Origin of the sequence: Gordonia sp. C13, from assembly GCF_023218005.1 — a bacterium.
In the GTDB taxonomy this organism is placed as follows: Bacteria; Actinomycetota; Actinomycetes; order Mycobacteriales; family Mycobacteriaceae; genus Gordonia; species Gordonia namibiensis.
This window is the reverse complement of record NZ_JALPSY010000020.1, coordinates 14002-30487: the sequence shown is the minus strand read 5'-3', so window position 1 is coordinate 30487 and position 16486 is coordinate 14002. Positions and strand designations below refer to the sequence as shown.

Genomic DNA, 16486 nt, shown 5'->3' with positions numbered 1-16486 from the left:
CTGCCATCTGGTTCGGAGCTGCCACAAACCGCCCAGATAGACGCTTGGAATGGTGTGAATGGCAGGAGCGAGTGCCAGAAACTGCGCCCCCAGCAAAAAACAACGCCTTGTACCCCTTCTTGTCGCGAACCAATGCAGGAGCAGGACTCACGGACGTCGAAACGTCGTGTGCCCCCGCTTTTGTCGCGACCGGACTCGGAATTCCAGAGTCCGGGAACATCCACCCCGGTGACGGGGTGCGCGTTGTGGAGCTGATCGTAGCATCGGCCCCGGCAACCGCAATGACGCCTTTCCACATGCTGCGATGGTAGGCCACCAGTAGCCCTTGCGCAATTATTGGGCGCATGTTTTCGTTTCGTCGTGGTTGGGAGAGGTGTGTTCAAGCGGGAAGATTGCGGTAGTGCTCCGCAATTCGTGGGCATTGATTCGACCGAGAGAGGTGCTCACATGCCCCGCGCTGGCGTGCATGGATTCTCTGCCGCCGCTCTCCGTCGGACCATGACTCGGGCCGGCGTCTCGACCGACGAGCTGGCGGAGTTGATTGGTGTTGCACGCCAGACGGTCTCCGCATGGCTCAACAACGTCACCGTGCCAAGTCCTGGGTCTTTGGCGAAAGTCGCGGATGTGCTCGAAGTCGAAGTCGCCGAGTTCACGCCCTCTGCGGTAGGAGACCCGTCGCTGGTAGACCTCCGGGTGCGGGCCGGGCTGTCTCAGACGGCGGCAGCTGTCGCGCTGGGGGTTTCGCGCACCGTGCTTGGAGTCGTCGAGCGCGGCCAGCGCCGGGAGCTGCCGGCCCCTTTGGCGGACGCAATGGCCTCGGTGTACGCATCGACGCCAGCAGAGGTGTATGCGGCATGGGAGATGACACTCGCAACTCGTAAGCAGGTGCTCGAAGCCCGAGCTGCGGCACGCCGTAGGCGCAAGTGAACGACGCAATTTTTCGGCGAGCTACCTTTGGCTAAGATTACAATCAGATCGCGCCGACTCGGCGTGTCTGCGCGCTCAGTGATTTCTGGTACGCATAATTAGCGGTATGAGTGAATCCTCAGCATCTCCGCGGCGACCCGGTCGCCCGTCGAAGGGGCCGCGGAAGGTCGTGAAAGCGCTCGTACCAGGTCCTTTAAAGGATGCTGCCGCCGAACGTGCCGGTGCACAGGGACTGAACCTCAATGACTACATCCACCAACTCATCGCACGCGACGTCGCGGCGGGAGCAGGAGAACAACTCGCGATCTTGGAGGTCCAACTCAAGCAAGCAGGCTGAGAAGAGCTACTCAGACAACTTCAACGAGGAGAACTTTCCCTAGATAGACGAAAACTCCCTAGCTGCCACACCAGGGAGTTCGTCGTAGAGGCCAAGCGCCAACTTGGCTCGGGGATCAACCCGGGAGGAATTTCTCCACCCAAATTGAAAGGGTTCAGTCTTTGCCGGACTGCACTCAGGATAGCGCGTACCCACGGTACGGGGCTACTTCTGACATAAGCGTGTCGGTCGACGCGTCCTCTGATGAGACGCGGTGGGCCGAGTTATTCGGGATCTTGCTTGATCCAGGGACGACCGCGTACGCGCTCGCCCCCACTGACCGTGCAAACGAGCCGGTCAAGGTCAATTCCGGCGACGCTGTGGACCTCATGACGGAGGCCGAACGAGCAGGTGCAGGCCAAGCTATCTGGGCTGTTGTCGCGCCTCTGAGAGCTGACCTCTTGGTCCTGGACATCGACGAGTGTGCTGACGAGGTCTGGTCGACGATCCGTGATGCCGCAGCGGACGTCGGGGCTGGCATCGTTCATTGCGCGACGTCAGGCCGTCCGAACTGTCTGCATGCGGCGCTCACCGTTCCAACTCCCCACGCCTATGCCCGGTTGAAGGAGGTCCTCGCCGATCTCCGAGAGCGCCACGGGCCATACTTGCCTGCTGGTGCAGCAATCGACGTGCGTGGACGTAAACCGATCCGTCTGCCAGGTAGTGCTTCGCTCAAAGGCCACGGGCACTGCACGGTCGTTGACGAATACACCCTCGCTCCCATCACCGCTATTGCAGCGGTTAAGCGAGCGGTAGATGCTGCCGCCACAGACACTTTCACACAACCGGCGGCGCGGATTGGCATTGCCGAGGCGCCGGCGCTCCTCCCCTCCGACGATCACTCGGAGAGCCCCGGCCTTCAATGGGAGTCACCTCGGGCATGGCGTGCTCGGCAACGAATGTCGCCAGCAGAATGGCGGATGCTGAATACGACGAATCCCACAGATCGCTCGTTGGCGGCCACTGAAGCAGCTTGGCTCCTCTGGCGGCATGGCGTGCGCTCCTTCGCTGCGGCTCGCTGGTGGTACGAACGCATGCCTGCATTTGCCAAGTTCAGGGACAGGGACGTCGACACCCATCGCAAAGCGGGCCGACATGGCCCTATGCGGTGGGAGTCCTGTCGGCAGCACTGGGAATCAGTTGTGCGGCGCGCCCGCGCACATCGGCCGGCGATCCCTGCGTCGGACCAAGCCGTTATCGACGCGGCCCTGGAAGAGATCAGTTGGTGGCCAGAGGCCGATCTTTCGGCCGCCGCTGCGGTTATCGTGCACCAGCGTTACCGAGACGGGCATGGCATCACCGCTCGACCAGTCGCCCGTCGCGACTTGTCGACCTGGCTGCACCTATCGGACGGAGCAGCGTCGAGAACCCTCCAAGAGCTTGTTCGCAGAGGCCTGCTCGTGCTCGTTGAGCGGTGGCCAGAGAGCAATCCTCGCCATGCCAACCTCTACACCCTCTCAGTGCCAAGTCGTATTTACCGGGGGAAGGTGGCCCATGACGTCACAAGCCCTGCAGCCCTACCCACCCTGACCCACCCCCTGTGGGCTCACCTCGGTCACTCCTGCCGCCGGGTGTGGGTCGCCCTCCAGACTCTCCCCACCCCCACCACCTCCCGCATTGCTACGGCGCTAGCCATGCCCACAGGGGACCAGACTTACGGCGTGCTCAGATCCCTCCACCACCTGGGCGAACTAGGTCTTGTTCAGCGCTTCGGCCGTGGCCGAGGGACGCGGTGGGCACCAGCTTCCACGAGCCCGGACGACGCGGCGGCAACTTGCGGCGCTCTCGACCGCGCACGGCAGATCAGCGCGAGGGTCGTCGCGGAGCGGCGCTGCTGGCACGCCGAGTCTCGCTCGGAACAGGCTCGGAGCAGGCGAGGGCTGGAGGTTCTGAGGGCTCGCCTGACGCACGCTGACGCGTTACCGGGCATGGTCTACGCGTTCTCGTCGCGCAAGGAGTCACCCGCACAGCGGCGAGCAGGTAGCCGGTACCGGCGAACAGAGCGTGACGGTCCTGGTTAGTCTTCTAACCGAGTGAATCGGCCGATGTGGAGAAGGCTGCCGACCGCGCCTGGATAGCGCCGGATGTGGAAGCGGACGCGAACCCAGCTTCCGTCGTGTCCGAGTAACTCGACGACCATGGGGATTTCGAGGTCGTCTTGACCTGCTTCGAGGACCTTCTTGGCACGGGCGAACTCATCGAAGAACTCGGGATTGATGAGATTGCCGGGCAGCGGGGCGTCTGGGTGCTGCGCCAGATGGTGCTCAGTGGCGGATTCCGCGATGTAGCTCGGCCGGGGCGAGACCCAGTAGATCAGTGCTGGGACTTCAGGTTCGCCAGGCACACGGCGATACGCGACCAGCACTGTGCCTGGGGCATTGTCACTTTCGTCACGGGTACGGAGCTCATCGCCGGCTGGGAGCTTCAGCGCGGTCAGAGGCGCGATTTGCGGTGGTTCGGTATCTGTCACGTCGTGGAACATCCCACGTACCTCGGAGCCATCCGGGCCGGCATTGCTCCGGGCCAGGCCACGCCACGCCATCAAGTGGGTGTCGTCGTGAAGGACAGTGAGCCGACCCGAAAAGTGGGTACGAGTTCCGTCGTTGAGACACAGTTCGGCCAGCTCATTGAGCGCGTCGAACTGAGCGACTTTACGGAGGAACTGCCCCGGATCGCGATCCTGTCCGAACCCCTCTGGGCTGATAGACGACATCATGTAGGACTCAAGTGTGTGCCGGGCCACCAGGGACTGCACGTCCCAGTTCACCGAGGCAATGGCACGTTCGGGAGTTACGTCCGCATCAGGCTTTCCCACCCAGGTCTTGATCCCATAGACCTCGCCCTCGAATCCGAGCACCGGCCGCATCACGACCCGCCGCGGACCCAGCCTCCCCTGCTCGACTCGGTCCAACCCCTCACACGAGGTACGGACCTCAGCGATAAGGTCCTCGATCATGTCGAGACCATCGCTGCGCGTCAGCGTGCGTACCGACGTCCAGTCTCGGTGCTCCCCCTCCTTGAAGACGATGGATGCGCTCGGCGCAAGCGCCAACGTCTCGATGAGATACCAGGTCATTTCGTCCTCCCCCGCGGAGTTGCCACGATCCTGAACGGCTCGGGCCGTAACGTTGCCCGCTCACGCAGGCGTAACTGGACTGGTTTATCCAGTGTCAGTCTGTATTTCGAGAGTAGCGATGCAATGAGCAGGGTTGTCTCATGGATCGCGAACTGGCGTCCAATACACGATCGCGGCCCGGTGCCCCACGGCGCGAAGAACTCTGGTGAACTGGCAGTCAATCGCTTGCCCAAGAACCGATCTGCGCGAAATTCGTCGGCGTCCGCTCCCCACACCGTCTGGTCGCGCTGTGCTGCGAGGCTGAGGACGAACACCGCTCTGCCTGCTGGCACCAGGTATCCGCCGAGCTCCTGGTCCGAACGAGCGATGCGGAAGAACCCAGGTGCAGGAGGGCACAATCGCAGGCACTCGTTTATCAGAGCCTTGATCCGGCGCAGCCGTACAACTTCGTCGTAGTCCAGCGCTGCATCGTCGCTCAGCTCCTCAGCGACGATCAGATCACCGACGCTGGGATCGGCGGCCAGATGATAAAGCGCGACCTCCAAAAGGGCTGCTGTCGTCTCATGGCCGGCGGCGAGGAATGTCAGAACCTGGTCTCGCACATTCTCGACGGGCAGCAACTCACCCGTCTCGGTGTCCCGAGTGGTCAGCATGAGCCCCAGGAGGTCATCGTTCTGAGCGGAGCTGTCCTTCTGTCGGCGTTCGATGATGTCGTCCACGAAACCACGGACGTAGTTGACGTCGCGGCGAATCCCCGGTGCCGCGAACACTTCTCGGATGGGGCCGATGACCGGTAGATCATTGGTGGACTCGCTTGCCCACGCCAGGACCCGGCTCAACGCTGCAACGAAGGCGTCTGTCCCCTCCGATGCGGCGGCGTGGTCACCAAGCAAGCCCATCGGCGTCGAGAAGCCTGCACGGCCGATGATCTCCAGCGTTGCGGCCGTCATATCGCTATGAACGTCGACGTCCGGGTTCTCTTTCCATTTGACCGCCAGATCATCCGCCACAGTCTGCATCGCGTGGTGGTACGCGCGCATCGCGGCCTGAGAGAAGCCAGGAGTGAGAATCCGGCGTGCTTGACCCCATAGCGGGTCGCTGGTTCGTGCGGTGAACAGTCCTGATGTGACAATTTCGCGAAGCTTGGCAAGCGGACCGACGAGCACACGTCCCCACGCCTGCTCATCAAGCGTCTCCTTGGCAAGCTTCGCTCCCCCAACGACGACGAGACGATCCCTCAGCAACAGCCTCTGAAAGATCGGTCCCAGTTCCCTGGCGAGATGGGCCTCGTGTTGTGTCGGCCGATGACGGTCGACAGACCTTATGTCCCCCAACAGCGGCACACGTCCAGAAGGATGAGGAAGTTCACTAAGTGTCTTCGCGTGCATTGGGCCGAGTCTTCCATGAAGCACGGAGGTGATCGAGATTCAGCCTCCACTGCGTGATCTCGGAACCCCATCTCCTGGGCTACCCACACGCCGTCAGTACAGCGTGACAGCGCACCCCCATTACAGCTAGACAGCAAGCTGTCTAGCTGTAATGGGGGTGCCTACCGCCTACCGTGGTCGTACAGCAATACAGCAATACGGCAGTACAGCACTACGGCGCGTCGCGTTGAAACGCAGCGTATTGGGGCATAACGTCAGTTCAGCTCAGCTCAATGACAGCAGTACAGCAATACAGCAGTACGGCGATCTGTCGGTACGGAATGACAGCATTACAGCATTACAGCAACCCGGTGGCCCGCCCCCGATGTTGGGGATGGCTGCACAACTGTCATGACAGCTACCTGTCACTACAGAAGTACGGCCATACGGCAGTACGGCAATACAGCAGCAAGGAAGGGAGAGTTGCCAGATGATCGTGTCGGTGGTGAATACGAAGGGGGGAGTGTCGAAGACAACGACGAGTGTGTTCCTCGCGAACGAGCTCGCCCTCCGGGAGCCAGGCCGGGAGATTCTTCTGGCTGACCTCGACAAGCAGGGATCGGCCACCGAGTGGGCTGACCGCGCCCACGACAACGGCGAAGCGTTCCCGTTCCGCGTTGAGGTGTCCAATGTCAAGCGTCTTCCACGCTTGGCCGAGCAGCTCGGTCCCGAGGCTGCCGTGTTTATCGACACGCCGCCGGGGGATAGCTCAGTGATCCAGAACGCGATTGAGATGTCGGACTTCGTCATCGTGCCGACCCAGGCCGCCGGCCTCGACCTCAGCCGAGTCTGGGAGACCTTGCCGGTCATCACGACTCAGATGTACGCCGTCCTCATCACGTCCGCACGCCTCAACACCAGATTGCTGAATGACACGATCGAGACCCTCGAAGACCAGGGGATTTCCCGGTTCGACACGATCGTTCCCCTCCGCGAGCACATTCGCACTGCATACGGATTCCGGCCGCCGCACGACAACGCATACGCCGACGTGCTCAACGAGATGCTCGAAGCGCTGAAGGACGGTGTTGAATGAGCATCAAGCCGAATGCCAGGGCAAATCTCGGACCTCGTCAGCCAGCACCAGCCGCAGCCGAGTCAGCCCCTCGGGCTACGCGAGTCGCAGTGGCGGACACGTTCAACCGCGTGAGTACGACCCAGACCAAGCTGACCCATCGGATCGACGCGAACCTGCACCGCAGGTTCAAGCTCGCGACAACCGCAGCTGGCGTCTCGATGGGCGATGTACTTGAAGAACTCATTACGGACTGGCTGCGCGAGAACGAGAGCTAAGTCCTGGCTTTGCCAAATAGCGGCCCTGGTGGTGATTGCAGCACCACCAGGGCCTACCGACCAACAATGGAGCCTGTTGATCTATGCATGACGATACTTCGCACACCGACCAGCACAACGGAGGATCACCCAGCGTCGCCAGCATGGCCGGCGCAGTCGTCCTCAGTCTGATCGTCGTCGCCGCTTCCTGCACATTAAGTTTCAATGCTTTGTCGGAGCTGGCTGCGATGTCGGGGGCCGTACCGCAGCAGCTCACCGCCCTGCTTCCGGTCGTTGTCGACGTCTTCATTTTGCAGGCCACGTGGTGCGCGCTGCTGTCGACTCGGAGAGGCGATGCTGCTGGCAAGCGATACCACTTCGCCATGCTCGCGATCTTTGCATCGACGTCGGTGGCAGGTAACGCGGCACACGCCTTCCTTGTCGCTGATCGAGGGGTCACGCACGGCCTGCTCTCGGTGGCCATCGCAATCGTCGCGCCGCTCGCACTACTTGCCAGCATTCACGGCCTCGTGATGCATGTCTGGACAGGGATTCAACCTGTGCGCGAGAAGATCCCGCACGTCCGGATCGACGCGCATGAGCAGCCGAGGGAGAGTGCTGTTGATGCACCAGTCCCCGATGCGCGGTATGCACAGCCCCAGGTCAACCAGGCTGACGTGACGACACGCACGGACGCTGCGGTGCGCGTGAACTTCGATGAGCTCGACGATCAGATCACCCAGGATGAACGAGACCTGGCTCGTTTCATGTGCAGCCGGTATCAGATGCGGAGCGACGAGGTCGCTGTTGCGCGCGCACTCGTAGCCGACCGGCTCAACGCACCGAAGAATGAGGCTGCGCTCTGGATTGGTGTGCACAGAGTCACGATCGGACGTTGGCTCACCCTTGCACAAGAGTGCAAGAGAGAGCTACACGCGCACACCAACTCGACGACAGCACTCACCGAAGCGGCTGAGCATGCACTCGACGAGCGTGCGCTCATTGGCGCTCGCTGAAAACTGTGCCCGGCCCGCCCATGTATTGCTGTATTGCTGTACTGCTGTACTGGCGATGTGAACTCGCAAAGGGTTCTCCGCTCCGCTGCGCTGCGCTGCCGCCCTCCCCTCCAGGCCGGTTGCCCTCAGATCTCCGTCGCCCAGATCGGCGGTGGGTGGGGCTTGGTCGGAGGCCAAGGGGAGTAGGGGAGTGAAGGGGATTCAGTCGAACGAACCGTATTCGCACATTAGTTCGAGAATGGGCTATTCTGACCGGGGATGGGGTGCTGGTCGTCGGGAAGCGGCTGGTGCCCCATCCACGGTTTGCAGGGCGGGACATCGAGGGTGGTCAATGTTCGAGGCGTGGCCTGATGGGCGAACACTTCGGGTGTTCGATCCGCCGCGACCTGTCGTCCTCGACATGGTGCGTTTCGATCCCACCTCGGGATGCCCGTACTCGGCCGCTCCCGAGGGGGTTTCCCTTCGGGTGCGGGCATCGGGTGCGCGGATCGAGTCGGTGATGCCGGCGCGACAGTTGGCCTGGCTCCAGTTGTGCAACGGATTGTGGCGGGGGATCTGCGAGATGGAGCTGCGCAGCGCCAACCGCACCTCGTCGATGACGATCACGCTCTGGGTGCCGCCAGAGGCGATTCAAGTCCAGGAGGTAAAACGGTGAGTGACAACGACGGTGGGGGAGTGACCAGCCGGGTTGCTCCGAAACGTGGCAAGGCCACGCTTGCCGACTTGACTCTCCTTGTGCGGCCTGGCGGGGCGTCCCGCGGACATAAGGGTCTTCGCTGACGATGAGAATGCCGAAGCCCAGGAGTATGCGAGGGCCAACGGCTGCGACGTCGAACGACTCCCGTAGTCGCTAGCTCGGTATCAGCAGTAGGGAATCTTGTTCACGATGCCGTCGAGGACCTCGGTCGACGTCCAGCCCTTGACTCCGGTGGCTCGGTTGGTGCCGTAGACCCAGTTGGTTACAGCGCCATTCCAGCGACGGTCGGGAACAGAGCGCATGCACTGCGAGTCGAACTTCTGTCCGCGCTGGCCGTGTCCCACGCTGGTTGCGTCGATGTTGGCGGCGGAGCGGATGTTGATGCCGTTCTCGATGAAGGTCATGGTCGGGCCGGGTGCTGCCGCTGCAGCACCTGCTCCACCGATAACTCCACCAGCGATGGCCAGCGCGGAGCCCGCGGTGATGAGGACCTTCGTGCTGATGAGATGGCGCATGGCGGGCAGCCTACGTGTCATTCACAGCGTGCGAGAAAGTGAAAGTTGTTGTCAATATGACAGTTTCGAGACTTCGAAAGTGTTAGTTGTTGTGACAGTGTCACGTATGGATTCCGGGCGTAAGGCAGGGGGAGGACAGTCGGTGCTGCTACTGCGTCCGCTGCACTAGTCGCACGGACGCGAAAGTTGTTACAGCTCCGACAACTTCATCGGTTGAGTCGCTGAGAAGTCGGCAACAGGATTCCCTCGTTTGGAGGACAGCCTCCTGGGTTGGCGGGGCGGTAGTGGATCAGCGTGGGGGAGTGGCCCCGGCGTCCGAGCCGGTACCTGGGCTGGTCGGTTGATTTCTACGGTTGAGCGAGACTTGCTGCCGGCCCGCCGTGCATCGAACGATCTCGCCTCGGTCTTTCAAAGAGATTCGGCACGTCCAGCCTCCGCCGACCTCGAGTGGGTTGCTGGTCATGAACCCATCGACGCTCGACATATAGGTGTCGGCCGCCCGCTCGGCGGCAGCGCAGTCAACGTCCTGGCTCAGCGCCACGATGTCGAGGATGCCATCTGGCCCCCACGCGACCCCACAGCTGCGGTCCCCGATCCACGCGGGCGGCGGGGGAGTGGCGATCGTGGTCAGCGTAGGGGGAGACGATGAGGTCGGCGTTGTAGCCGCAGGTGAAGCGTCGACGCCGCAACCGCCGACGACCAGCGCGGTACCGGCAAGGCCGACGACACAGAGAGAACCAAACTTCGCACGCTGGCGCATCATTGCAGTTTGTCCTGCCTTCTGAGGGCTGGTCATTGTTCTATGGCCATCGGTAACGCGCACCCAGCGTTACGTGCGATGTCTCCATCGTTCGTTAGCGGATTGCCGAGTCATTCCTGCGGCCCGTCCTATATCGGTCCACGACCGACCCAATTGCCGGGCTATCGCTACCGCTTCGTCGAGCTGGGTCTCGGCTGCGCGGCGTGCAATTGCGGCCCTGCGGATCGCATCGATGCAACCGTGAGGAATGACGTGCTCACGCATCCATACCGCCTGCGCAGCCTCGACAACATCACCTCGGAAGGCGATATCGGCGATTTCGTCGTCGGGAGCGAACACCCGCTTGCGGGGTAAGTCTTCCAATGTCTTTGAGGGACATCGCGCCCAGCGGTCGGGATCGTCCCAGCTTGACGGAGCGGGAAATGTGCTGCGGCAGTGGCAGCGCAGCAACCAGCCGACAACCTCGGCAGATGGACGATTCTCGCCGGACTCACCAACAATCTCATGCACCACGCCGTTCACGGTCGTCTGCCCTCGGCTTTCGGCGCCATCGTCGAATACTGCGACAAACCCTGCTTCGTGTGTGCTCGAACTGTCCTCATGAATCCAGCCCATACCCGATAGGGTAGCCGGAAGCCGTCAGGATTACCATACTCTGCTTCTCTCGATGTCAGGATTACCTGACATAATCATTACTATCGGTGGCGCGATCTCTTGTGCTGCAATGTGTCACGTCCTTGTCAGGTTTCGGATTCACGATGAGTCGGTCTGGACACCGAAGCCCTGCATCGATCGTGTGAACTCGAGCGGTTCGCTGTCGACGAAAGTGTCTGGGGTGAAGGATCTGTCCGTCATCACGCCCCAGGCGCGGCGACGTTGCATGGCGAGGTTGCCGGCATCGTAGAGAGGGAAGACGGCCGCTTCGCGGTAGGCCTTGGCGAGTGGGAATCGCTGGTCGAGGGCGTTGACGCCGACGATGCGCATGCAGTCGTAGACGACGCTTTGCATGAGGTCACCGCAGAACGTCTTGTTCATCCCGCCGAGGGCGTGGCCCTGGCCGGGGTGTTTATCCATGTAGTGGGCGGCTTTCCAGCTGAAGTAGCGGCCGGCCTCGATGCGTCCGGCGATCTCGGTGAGCAGGTTTCCGACGGCCTGGTGGTTGATGATCGGGGAGGTGCCGCCGCCGGTGTAGGTTTTGGCCCATTTCAACGCGAAGTCGTAGGCGCTACGGGCGACGCCGACTGCTGCGATGCTCGCGATGGGGGAGGACCAGGTGAAGTTGCGGTTGATGAGGAGGTCCCCGTCGCCCTGGGCCAGGATGTTGTGCTCGGGAACGCTGGCGTCACGAAAGGTCATGGTGACGTTCTGGCACGTGCGGTGGGCCATCTTGTCGATGACCTCGTAGTCGATGCCGACGGTACCGCGTTCGACGATGAAGACGCTCAGCGCGCCGGCGCCGCCTCTGGTCGGGTCGGTGCGTGCGACACAGACGTTGATGTCGGCTCCGTGCAGATCCCATCCGCCGGAGTTGCATGGCCAGTGTTTCTCACCGTTGAGTGTGTAGTCGCCAGTTGCGGTCTGGTCGGCCAGGAGTTGGATTCCGGCCGTCGGGTTGGGGTGGTCGAAGTTGGCAGTGCCGCCGCGTTCGCTGACCACCCAGCCGGCGAGGAATGATCCGTTGGTGTCCGAAGTGGCTCTGCCGAGCCATTTCTCGCGTTGTTCGTCGCTGCCTAGCCATAGGATCGGCATCAGTGCCAGTCCGTTCACCAGGAGGATCGTGGGAAATCCGGGGTCCACAGCGCATAGTTCTTCGATGGCGACGAGGAAGTCGACATTCGACGCGCCACCGCCACCGTATTCACGGGGCAGGAACATGGTGGTGAAGCCGAGTTCGGCCGCTACCTCGTACACCGGTCGCATGGCGGCGAAGGCCTCTTGCGGATCACGAAGGGCATCAGCATATTCGGCGACAGGACGCAGTACGTCCGTGGCGAATTCGCGGGCCTGGGACTTGAGCCTTCTTTGTTGTTCCGAGAGATCGAAGTCGATGGGCATGTCGTCCCTTCGGACCGTTAGCGGGTGGGTCGGCCCAGGGTCATGCTCAGTGCGCCGCGCAGGCCGTGATCATTGGCGGCGATCTCTTCGAGGGTCGAGGCGTCGAGGACCTCGAAATATGCGTCCAGCGCTCGGCTGAAGACGTCGCGGGCACCGCAGACTCCGGCGATTCGGCAGTATCGGACCGGCCCGAGGCACTCGACCACGGCGAAGTCGGTCTCCATGGTCCGCATGATCTCACCCACGGTGATCGCCGACGGGTCGCGGACGAGGTGCACGCCACCGGCTCGGCCACGGACTGTTTCGACCAGGCCTGCGCCGGCAAGTCGTTGGACGACCTTGTCCAGGTGGTTACGCGAAATCTTGTGCGCGGCAGCGATGTCACCGACCGAACCTCGCCGGCCGGGTGCCACTCGCAGGTAGAGCAGCACGCGCAGCGCGTAGTCGGCGTGACTCGTGTGTTTCATGCTCGGTGCCTCCGTTGCCGCCAGCCGAATATTACCTTCGCGCAGCCGCCCCGTCCTATCGAGCAGCACGTGAGCCGGGGCCAGCCGGTCAGATGGGTCCGTACCGGCTGGCCCCAACTGTGCGGGGCATCAGCCAGCGATGGTGCCGATACTCTCGTGTTCTTTGCCGAAGCGGACGTACTCGTCTTCCATGATCGCGCGGGGGTTGAACGCGGGGTCGGCGATGATGCCGTGGACGCGGCGACGCTGCATACCCATGTTCCCACCGTCGTAGATGGGGAGAACAGCTGCTTCGCGCAGGAGCTTGCCGAAGCCGTTCTTGGTCTCCAGGCTGTTGACGCCGACGATCTGCATGCACTTATAGACGCAGTCAAACATGAGCTCGGTGACCTGGATCTTGGCCATGGCGCCAACTAATTCTGCATGCTTGTCGTGCTTGTCCAGGTAGTCAGCTGCGCGCCAAGAGAAATACCGGGCCATCTCGATCTTCGATGCCACGTCCCCGAGGACGTAACCGACGTTCTGGAAGCCGATGATCGGCTTGAGGGCGCCAGCAGTGTTGTTCTTGGCCCAGTCGAGTGCCATCTCGTAGGCGGCGCGTGCCATGCCGACGGCGGCGATCGCCGCGACCGGGCCTGACCAGGCGAAGTTGCGGTTAATGACCAGGTCGCCGTTGCCTACGGCACCAGGCAGCAGGTTCGCGGCCGGGATTCGGGCGTCTTCGAAAACGATCTCGGCATTGGAGGCCAATCGATGCCCGATCTTGTCGAGATGCTTGAAGGTGACACCGGGAGTGTCGCGCTCGAGGATCAGCGCGGACAGACCCTCGGTGCCGCCCTTGTCCGAGTCGGTGCGGACGATCAGTGTGCCGGCATTCACGCCGCGTTCGTCCCAGCCCGCCGACGACGGCCAGTACTTGCGACCATTGACGATGTAGTCGTCGCCGTCGCGCACGGCAGTCAGGCCAACGCCGGCGGGCCGCGGCAGCTGGATGTCGAAGTTGGCCGTCCCGGCGGGATTGCCGGGCGGTTCGCTGGCGGTCCAGCCGCCCAGGTATTCGCCGGTGGGGTCGGACGTCGCCGCGGTGAGGAACTTCTCCTTTTGCTCATCGCTGCCGTACCACGCCACGGGCATCAGTCCGAGCCCGTTGCACAGGACCGTACAGGCAAATCCGGGATCCACAACGCAAATCTCCTCGGCCGCGATCACCAGATCGACGCAGGACACACCGCCGCCACCGTACTGCGTGGGGAGCATGCACATGGCGATACCGGCATGGTAGGCCTCGATGTAGGCGGGCTTGGTCATCTGAAACCCGATGAGCGGGTTGGGTTCTGCGTCCGCCTCGGCGATCACCGGTGCGAGAACGTTCTCGGAGAACTCGCGCACCTCGTGTTGCAACTTTCGTTGTTCGGTGGACATTGTGAAATTGATGCTCATGTCTAACTCCATGTTTTAGTAGAGATCGGCCATCCGACCACCGACGGGCCCCGTTGCTCCTGCGATGATCTGAGCCAGATTCGCAAATCGGTATTTCCGATACCGGTTTGGTTTGGTTACTGCCGCATTGCAGCAGGTTGCGACGTGCTCACACAGAAAATGCCTCCCCAGAGAGGACAGGCGCTGCCATGCTTCGTCAACCGTCCTCGGATGAAGACCCGACGCCCGCGCGCCGACTCTGCGGCCCCGCACCCTCCCGCCAGTGACTTGTCAAGTTTACTTGACATAATAACTATTATCGGCTAAAAGGGTGGCTATGTACAGGCCAGTCTAGCGGCTACACTGGACGGCATGACGACAGTGCCACTGGGTGAAGCCAAGGACAAGCTTTCCGCGCTGGTCGACAGCGCCGAGACCACGCACGACATCATCACGATCACCAAGCACGGCAAACCTGCTGCGGTGCTGATGTCGGCCGACGACCTCGAATCGTTGCACGAGACGATCTACTGGCTCTCACGTGCCGGTGTCCGCGACGACGTCGCTACCGCCGACGCCGAGTACGTCGCGGGCCACACCGTCTCCATCGACGACCTGCGCGCCGAACACGGCCTGCCGCCGAAATGAGCGACGCTCCGACAGACTCGCCGACCCCGTACCGGGTCGAGGTCGCATCCCCAGCTCGTCGCGACCTTCAACGCCTTCCATCCCGGATCGTCCACGCCGTCATCGAATTCGTCTCCGGACCTCTCGCTAGCAATCCGCACCGGCTCAGCAAGCCGCTGCGCGACGACCTCGCCGGCCTCCATAGCGCCCGCCGCGGCGACTACCGCGTCTTGCTCCGCGTCGACGACCCCAACCACACCATCGTTGTCGTCAGAATCGACCACCGTGCACACGCCTATCGCACCTAACTGACTGTGGCACTGCATACCTGGACGAAGGAGAGAATGTCGTGAACGACCCCGGGAACACGCTCGACCACGCTATCGACCAGCTCTACGACCCCATCATCGCTCTGCAACGCCAGGCGCTCGACATCGAGCGCGACTACCGTGACCTCGCCCAACGCGACGATCTAGCCGTCGACACTCTCGGCGCACCCACCACGCCCGCCGAAGCCATCGCCAGCATCACCGAAGCGCTCGCATCTCTTCGCGACACACTCCGCGCCGCCGAAGAACACCAAGCCGCCGCCAAACGCCACGCAGCACGCCTCTACATCGACCACTAGACCCTGTCAGTTTCTCGACTCGTCCTTACTGCAGACCTGTGTCTTCTGAACCGCTGATTTCGCAATGGCTCGCTGAATCCTCACGGCCGGTGATCTCTTGGGCTCTGCGGGTGCGATAGCCCTAGCCAGAAGTCGGCGATGTCCTTTCGGCTGGCAAAGAGGCTGGGTAACAAGGGGTCGCCCGCCTTGCCGCGCGCGACGATGTCGTCCAGCGAGGAGACGACGTCTAGGACTGATCGCGGCTCGAACTGTCCGACGAGTCGCTTAGCCTTGGTCCTGACGTTGTTCGGTGTTGGGCCGGCATCGATGATCGAGTGGTTCCAGATCCGGCTGTGATGTGCGCAGCGATTGCGCACATATACCAGTGCTCGGACTCGGTAGGCGAATCCGGCCTTGGCGGCACCCAGGCTCGTCGCGACGGCATCTGAGAGTTGGCCCTGCGCTCCGCGCTCGATGCACTTGGACAGCGTCCCGAACGACAGCGCCTCGACGGCCGACCAGACAGGGAGCTTGTTCCAATCGGGATCCTCATCGCCGACCGCATACCGCAGGATGTGGCGCTCGCGGCTCCTCCGGATGTCCTTGAGGCACGAATCGACGGTCGGTTCGAAGCCTCCCGTGTCGGTGTAGAACCCGTCTTCAAGGTAGCTCCCGTATGGACCGTGTTCGTTGGCGATGACGTGGGCTGTGTGTGTGCGTAGGAGCAGCTCGGCTTTCGCGAGCTGATCGGCGAGCGCCACGCGCAGCACGTGGTCCGAGTCGTAGATCTCACGGATCTGCTTCAGCGTGGTGCCGGGGAGGAAGTCGTCGTCGCCTTGGTGCGGAGCCTTCTGGAAGTACCGCATGTATCCGGAGAACCGGTAGTAGTTGTGGGCGGCGAGGAAGTCCACGCACTCGTCTTCATCCTCCACGAGGAGGCCGCGGCGGACCAGGAGCGCAACCTGCTCCGCCCAGGCGAGCGACGGTTTCACAGAGTCCCTAGAGAAGAAAAGGCCCCTCCCATTTGAGCATCGCTGAGAGGCTTGGGAGGGGGTCGATTGACACCAATGTAGCAGCGGGCTCCGACGGTCGCCAAAAAACGACAGAACGCGGAAGCGTGATGCGTGTCACCAGGGTTCCCACGTCTCCAGCCTGCGACACAACGCCGGTTCGCAGGCGCACAATTGGCGGTTGATGGCTCGTGAGTTGAGGCCGTAGCCGGGGAGCGTTTCCGGTTGAGCCGCT

Annotated in this window: 17 protein-coding genes; 9 read left to right on the top strand and 8 right to left on the bottom strand. The window is 62.4% G+C overall.

Annotated elements, in window-relative coordinates; genetic code table 11:
• The first annotated feature begins 447 nt into the window (after positions 1 to 447).
• Positions 448 to 927, top strand: a complete 480-nt coding sequence (locus M1L58_RS15645) for a helix-turn-helix transcriptional regulator (protein ID WP_282578769.1) — start codon at positions 448 to 450, stop codon at positions 925 to 927.
• 106 nt (positions 928 to 1033) lie between these two features.
• Positions 1034 to 1264, top strand: a complete 231-nt coding sequence (locus M1L58_RS15640; RefSeq protein WP_248659587.1) for a hypothetical protein — start codon at positions 1034 to 1036, stop codon at positions 1262 to 1264.
• A gap of 2056 nt (positions 1265 to 3320) precedes the next feature.
• Here M1L58_RS15640 and M1L58_RS15635 read toward each other — a convergent pair.
• Together M1L58_RS15635 and M1L58_RS15630 are read right to left on the bottom strand one after the other, a co-directional pair.
• A complete protein-coding gene (locus M1L58_RS15635) occupies positions 3321 to 4379 on the bottom strand; it encodes a GAF domain-containing protein (protein WP_248659586.1) in 1059 nt (352 codons plus the stop codon).
• Positions 4376 to 5767 carry a cytochrome P450 gene (locus tag M1L58_RS15630; protein WP_248659585.1) on the bottom strand — a complete coding sequence of 464 codons (1392 nt, stop codon included), beginning with the start codon at positions 5765 to 5767 and terminating at the stop codon, positions 4376 to 4378. Before M1L58_RS15630 ends, M1L58_RS15635 begins: the two co-directional genes overlap by 4 nt.
• Before the next feature lie 469 nt (positions 5768 to 6236).
• Here M1L58_RS15630 and M1L58_RS15625 point away from each other — a divergent pair, with 469 nt between their 5' ends.
• From M1L58_RS15625 to M1L58_RS15610, 4 genes are all read left to right on the top strand, one after another.
• A complete protein-coding gene (locus M1L58_RS15625; RefSeq protein ID WP_248659584.1) occupies positions 6237 to 6842 on the top strand; it encodes a ParA family protein in 606 nt (201 codons plus the stop codon).
• Positions 6843 to 6952: 110 nt separating this feature from the next.
• Positions 6953 to 7099 (top strand): plasmid partition protein ParG, encoded by a 147-nt coding sequence (locus M1L58_RS23510; RefSeq protein WP_248659583.1) that lies wholly within the window; start codon positions 6953 to 6955, stop codon positions 7097 to 7099.
• Positions 7100 to 7242: 143 nt separating this feature from the next.
• Positions 7243 to 8094, top strand: coding sequence for a DUF2637 domain-containing protein (locus M1L58_RS15615; RefSeq protein ID WP_248659582.1), 852 nt, complete (start codon positions 7243 to 7245; stop codon positions 8092 to 8094).
• A 400-nt stretch (positions 8095 to 8494) separates the two neighbouring features.
• Positions 8495 to 8749 (top strand): hypothetical protein, encoded by a 255-nt coding sequence (locus tag M1L58_RS15610; RefSeq protein WP_248659581.1) that lies wholly within the window; start codon positions 8495 to 8497, stop codon positions 8747 to 8749.
• 206 nt (positions 8750 to 8955) lie between these two features.
• Here M1L58_RS15610 and M1L58_RS15600 read toward each other — a convergent pair whose 3' ends face one another.
• From M1L58_RS15600 to M1L58_RS15580, 5 genes are all read right to left on the bottom strand, one after another.
• A complete protein-coding gene (locus M1L58_RS15600) occupies positions 8956 to 9306 on the bottom strand; it encodes a hypothetical protein (RefSeq protein WP_248659580.1) in 351 nt (116 codons plus the stop codon).
• Between the two features lie 829 nt (positions 9307 to 10135).
• Positions 10136 to 10681 (bottom strand): hypothetical protein, encoded by a 546-nt coding sequence (locus tag M1L58_RS15595; RefSeq protein WP_248659579.1) that lies wholly within the window; start codon positions 10679 to 10681, stop codon positions 10136 to 10138.
• A 138-nt stretch (positions 10682 to 10819) separates the two neighbouring features.
• The gene (locus tag M1L58_RS15590) at positions 10820 to 12121 is read right to left on the bottom strand and encodes an acyl-CoA dehydrogenase family protein (RefSeq protein WP_248659578.1); all 1302 of its coding nucleotides are present in this window, start codon (positions 12119 to 12121) and stop codon (positions 10820 to 10822) included.
• Between the two features lie 17 nt (positions 12122 to 12138).
• Positions 12139 to 12588, bottom strand: coding sequence for an RrF2 family transcriptional regulator (locus tag M1L58_RS15585; RefSeq protein ID WP_248659577.1), 450 nt, complete (start codon positions 12586 to 12588; stop codon positions 12139 to 12141).
• Positions 12589 to 12717: 129 nt separating this feature from the next.
• Positions 12718 to 14010, bottom strand: a complete 1293-nt coding sequence (locus M1L58_RS15580) for an acyl-CoA dehydrogenase family protein (RefSeq protein WP_282578775.1) — start codon at positions 14008 to 14010, stop codon at positions 12718 to 12720.
• Positions 14011 to 14379: 369 nt separating this feature from the next.
• Between M1L58_RS15580 and M1L58_RS15575 the strand changes: the two genes are divergently transcribed.
• From M1L58_RS15575 to M1L58_RS15565, 3 genes are read left to right on the top strand one after another with little or no spacing between them, the layout of a single operon-like run.
• Positions 14380 to 14655, top strand: a complete 276-nt coding sequence (locus M1L58_RS15575) for a type II toxin-antitoxin system Phd/YefM family antitoxin (protein WP_248659575.1) — start codon at positions 14380 to 14382, stop codon at positions 14653 to 14655.
• Complete coding sequence (locus M1L58_RS15570; RefSeq protein ID WP_248659574.1) at positions 14652 to 14942, top strand: type II toxin-antitoxin system RelE family toxin; 291 nt, start codon at positions 14652 to 14654, stop codon at positions 14940 to 14942. The genes M1L58_RS15575 and M1L58_RS15570 overlap by 4 nt, the downstream gene beginning before the upstream one ends.
• Before the next feature lie 41 nt (positions 14943 to 14983).
• On the top strand, positions 14984 to 15262 hold the full coding sequence (locus M1L58_RS15565) for a hypothetical protein (protein WP_248659573.1): 279 nt from the start codon (positions 14984 to 14986) through the stop codon (positions 15260 to 15262).
• An 80-nt stretch (positions 15263 to 15342) separates the two neighbouring features.
• Here the strand turns inward: M1L58_RS15565 and M1L58_RS15560 are convergent, their stop codons facing one another.
• Entirely contained in the window at positions 15343 to 16233 is an 891-nt protein-coding gene (locus M1L58_RS15560) for an Abi family protein (protein ID WP_248659572.1), read from the bottom strand.
• Positions 16234 to 16486: the final 253 nt, after the last annotated feature.

Excerpts from the sequence above, each read along its gene's own strand:
- M1L58_RS15625 (WP_248659584.1), top strand. The coding sequence starts at position 6,237 with ATGATCGTGTCGGTGGTGAATACGAAGGGGGGAGTGTCGAAGACAACG.
- M1L58_RS15570 (WP_248659574.1), top strand. The coding sequence starts at position 14,652 with ATGAGCGACGCTCCGACAGACTCGCCGACCCCGTACCGGGTCGAGGTC.
- M1L58_RS15585 (WP_248659577.1), bottom strand. The coding sequence starts at position 12,588 with ATGAAACACACGAGTCACGCCGACTACGCGCTGCGCGTGCTGCTCTAC.
- M1L58_RS15575 (WP_248659575.1), top strand. The coding sequence starts at position 14,380 with ATGACGACAGTGCCACTGGGTGAAGCCAAGGACAAGCTTTCCGCGCTG.
- M1L58_RS15600 (WP_248659580.1), bottom strand. The coding sequence starts at position 9,306 with ATGCGCCATCTCATCAGCACGAAGGTCCTCATCACCGCGGGCTCCGCG.
- M1L58_RS15615 (WP_248659582.1), top strand. The coding sequence starts at position 7,243 with ATGGCCGGCGCAGTCGTCCTCAGTCTGATCGTCGTCGCCGCTTCCTGC.
- M1L58_RS15595 (WP_248659579.1), bottom strand. The coding sequence starts at position 10,681 with ATGGGCTGGATTCATGAGGACAGTTCGAGCACACACGAAGCAGGGTTT.
- M1L58_RS15640 (WP_248659587.1), top strand. The coding sequence starts at position 1,034 with ATGAGTGAATCCTCAGCATCTCCGCGGCGACCCGGTCGCCCGTCGAAG.
- M1L58_RS15635 (WP_248659586.1), bottom strand. The coding sequence starts at position 4,379 with ATGACCTGGTATCTCATCGAGACGTTGGCGCTTGCGCCGAGCGCATCC.
- M1L58_RS15645 (WP_282578769.1), top strand. The coding sequence starts at position 448 with ATGCCCCGCGCTGGCGTGCATGGATTCTCTGCCGCCGCTCTCCGTCGG.
- M1L58_RS15610 (WP_248659581.1), top strand. The coding sequence starts at position 8,495 with ATGGTGCGTTTCGATCCCACCTCGGGATGCCCGTACTCGGCCGCTCCC.
- M1L58_RS15580 (WP_282578775.1), bottom strand. The coding sequence starts at position 14,010 with ATGTCCACCGAACAACGAAAGTTGCAACACGAGGTGCGCGAGTTCTCC.
- M1L58_RS15590 (WP_248659578.1), bottom strand. The coding sequence starts at position 12,121 with ATGCCCATCGACTTCGATCTCTCGGAACAACAAAGAAGGCTCAAGTCC.
- M1L58_RS15630 (WP_248659585.1), bottom strand. The coding sequence starts at position 5,767 with ATGCACGCGAAGACACTTAGTGAACTTCCTCATCCTTCTGGACGTGTG.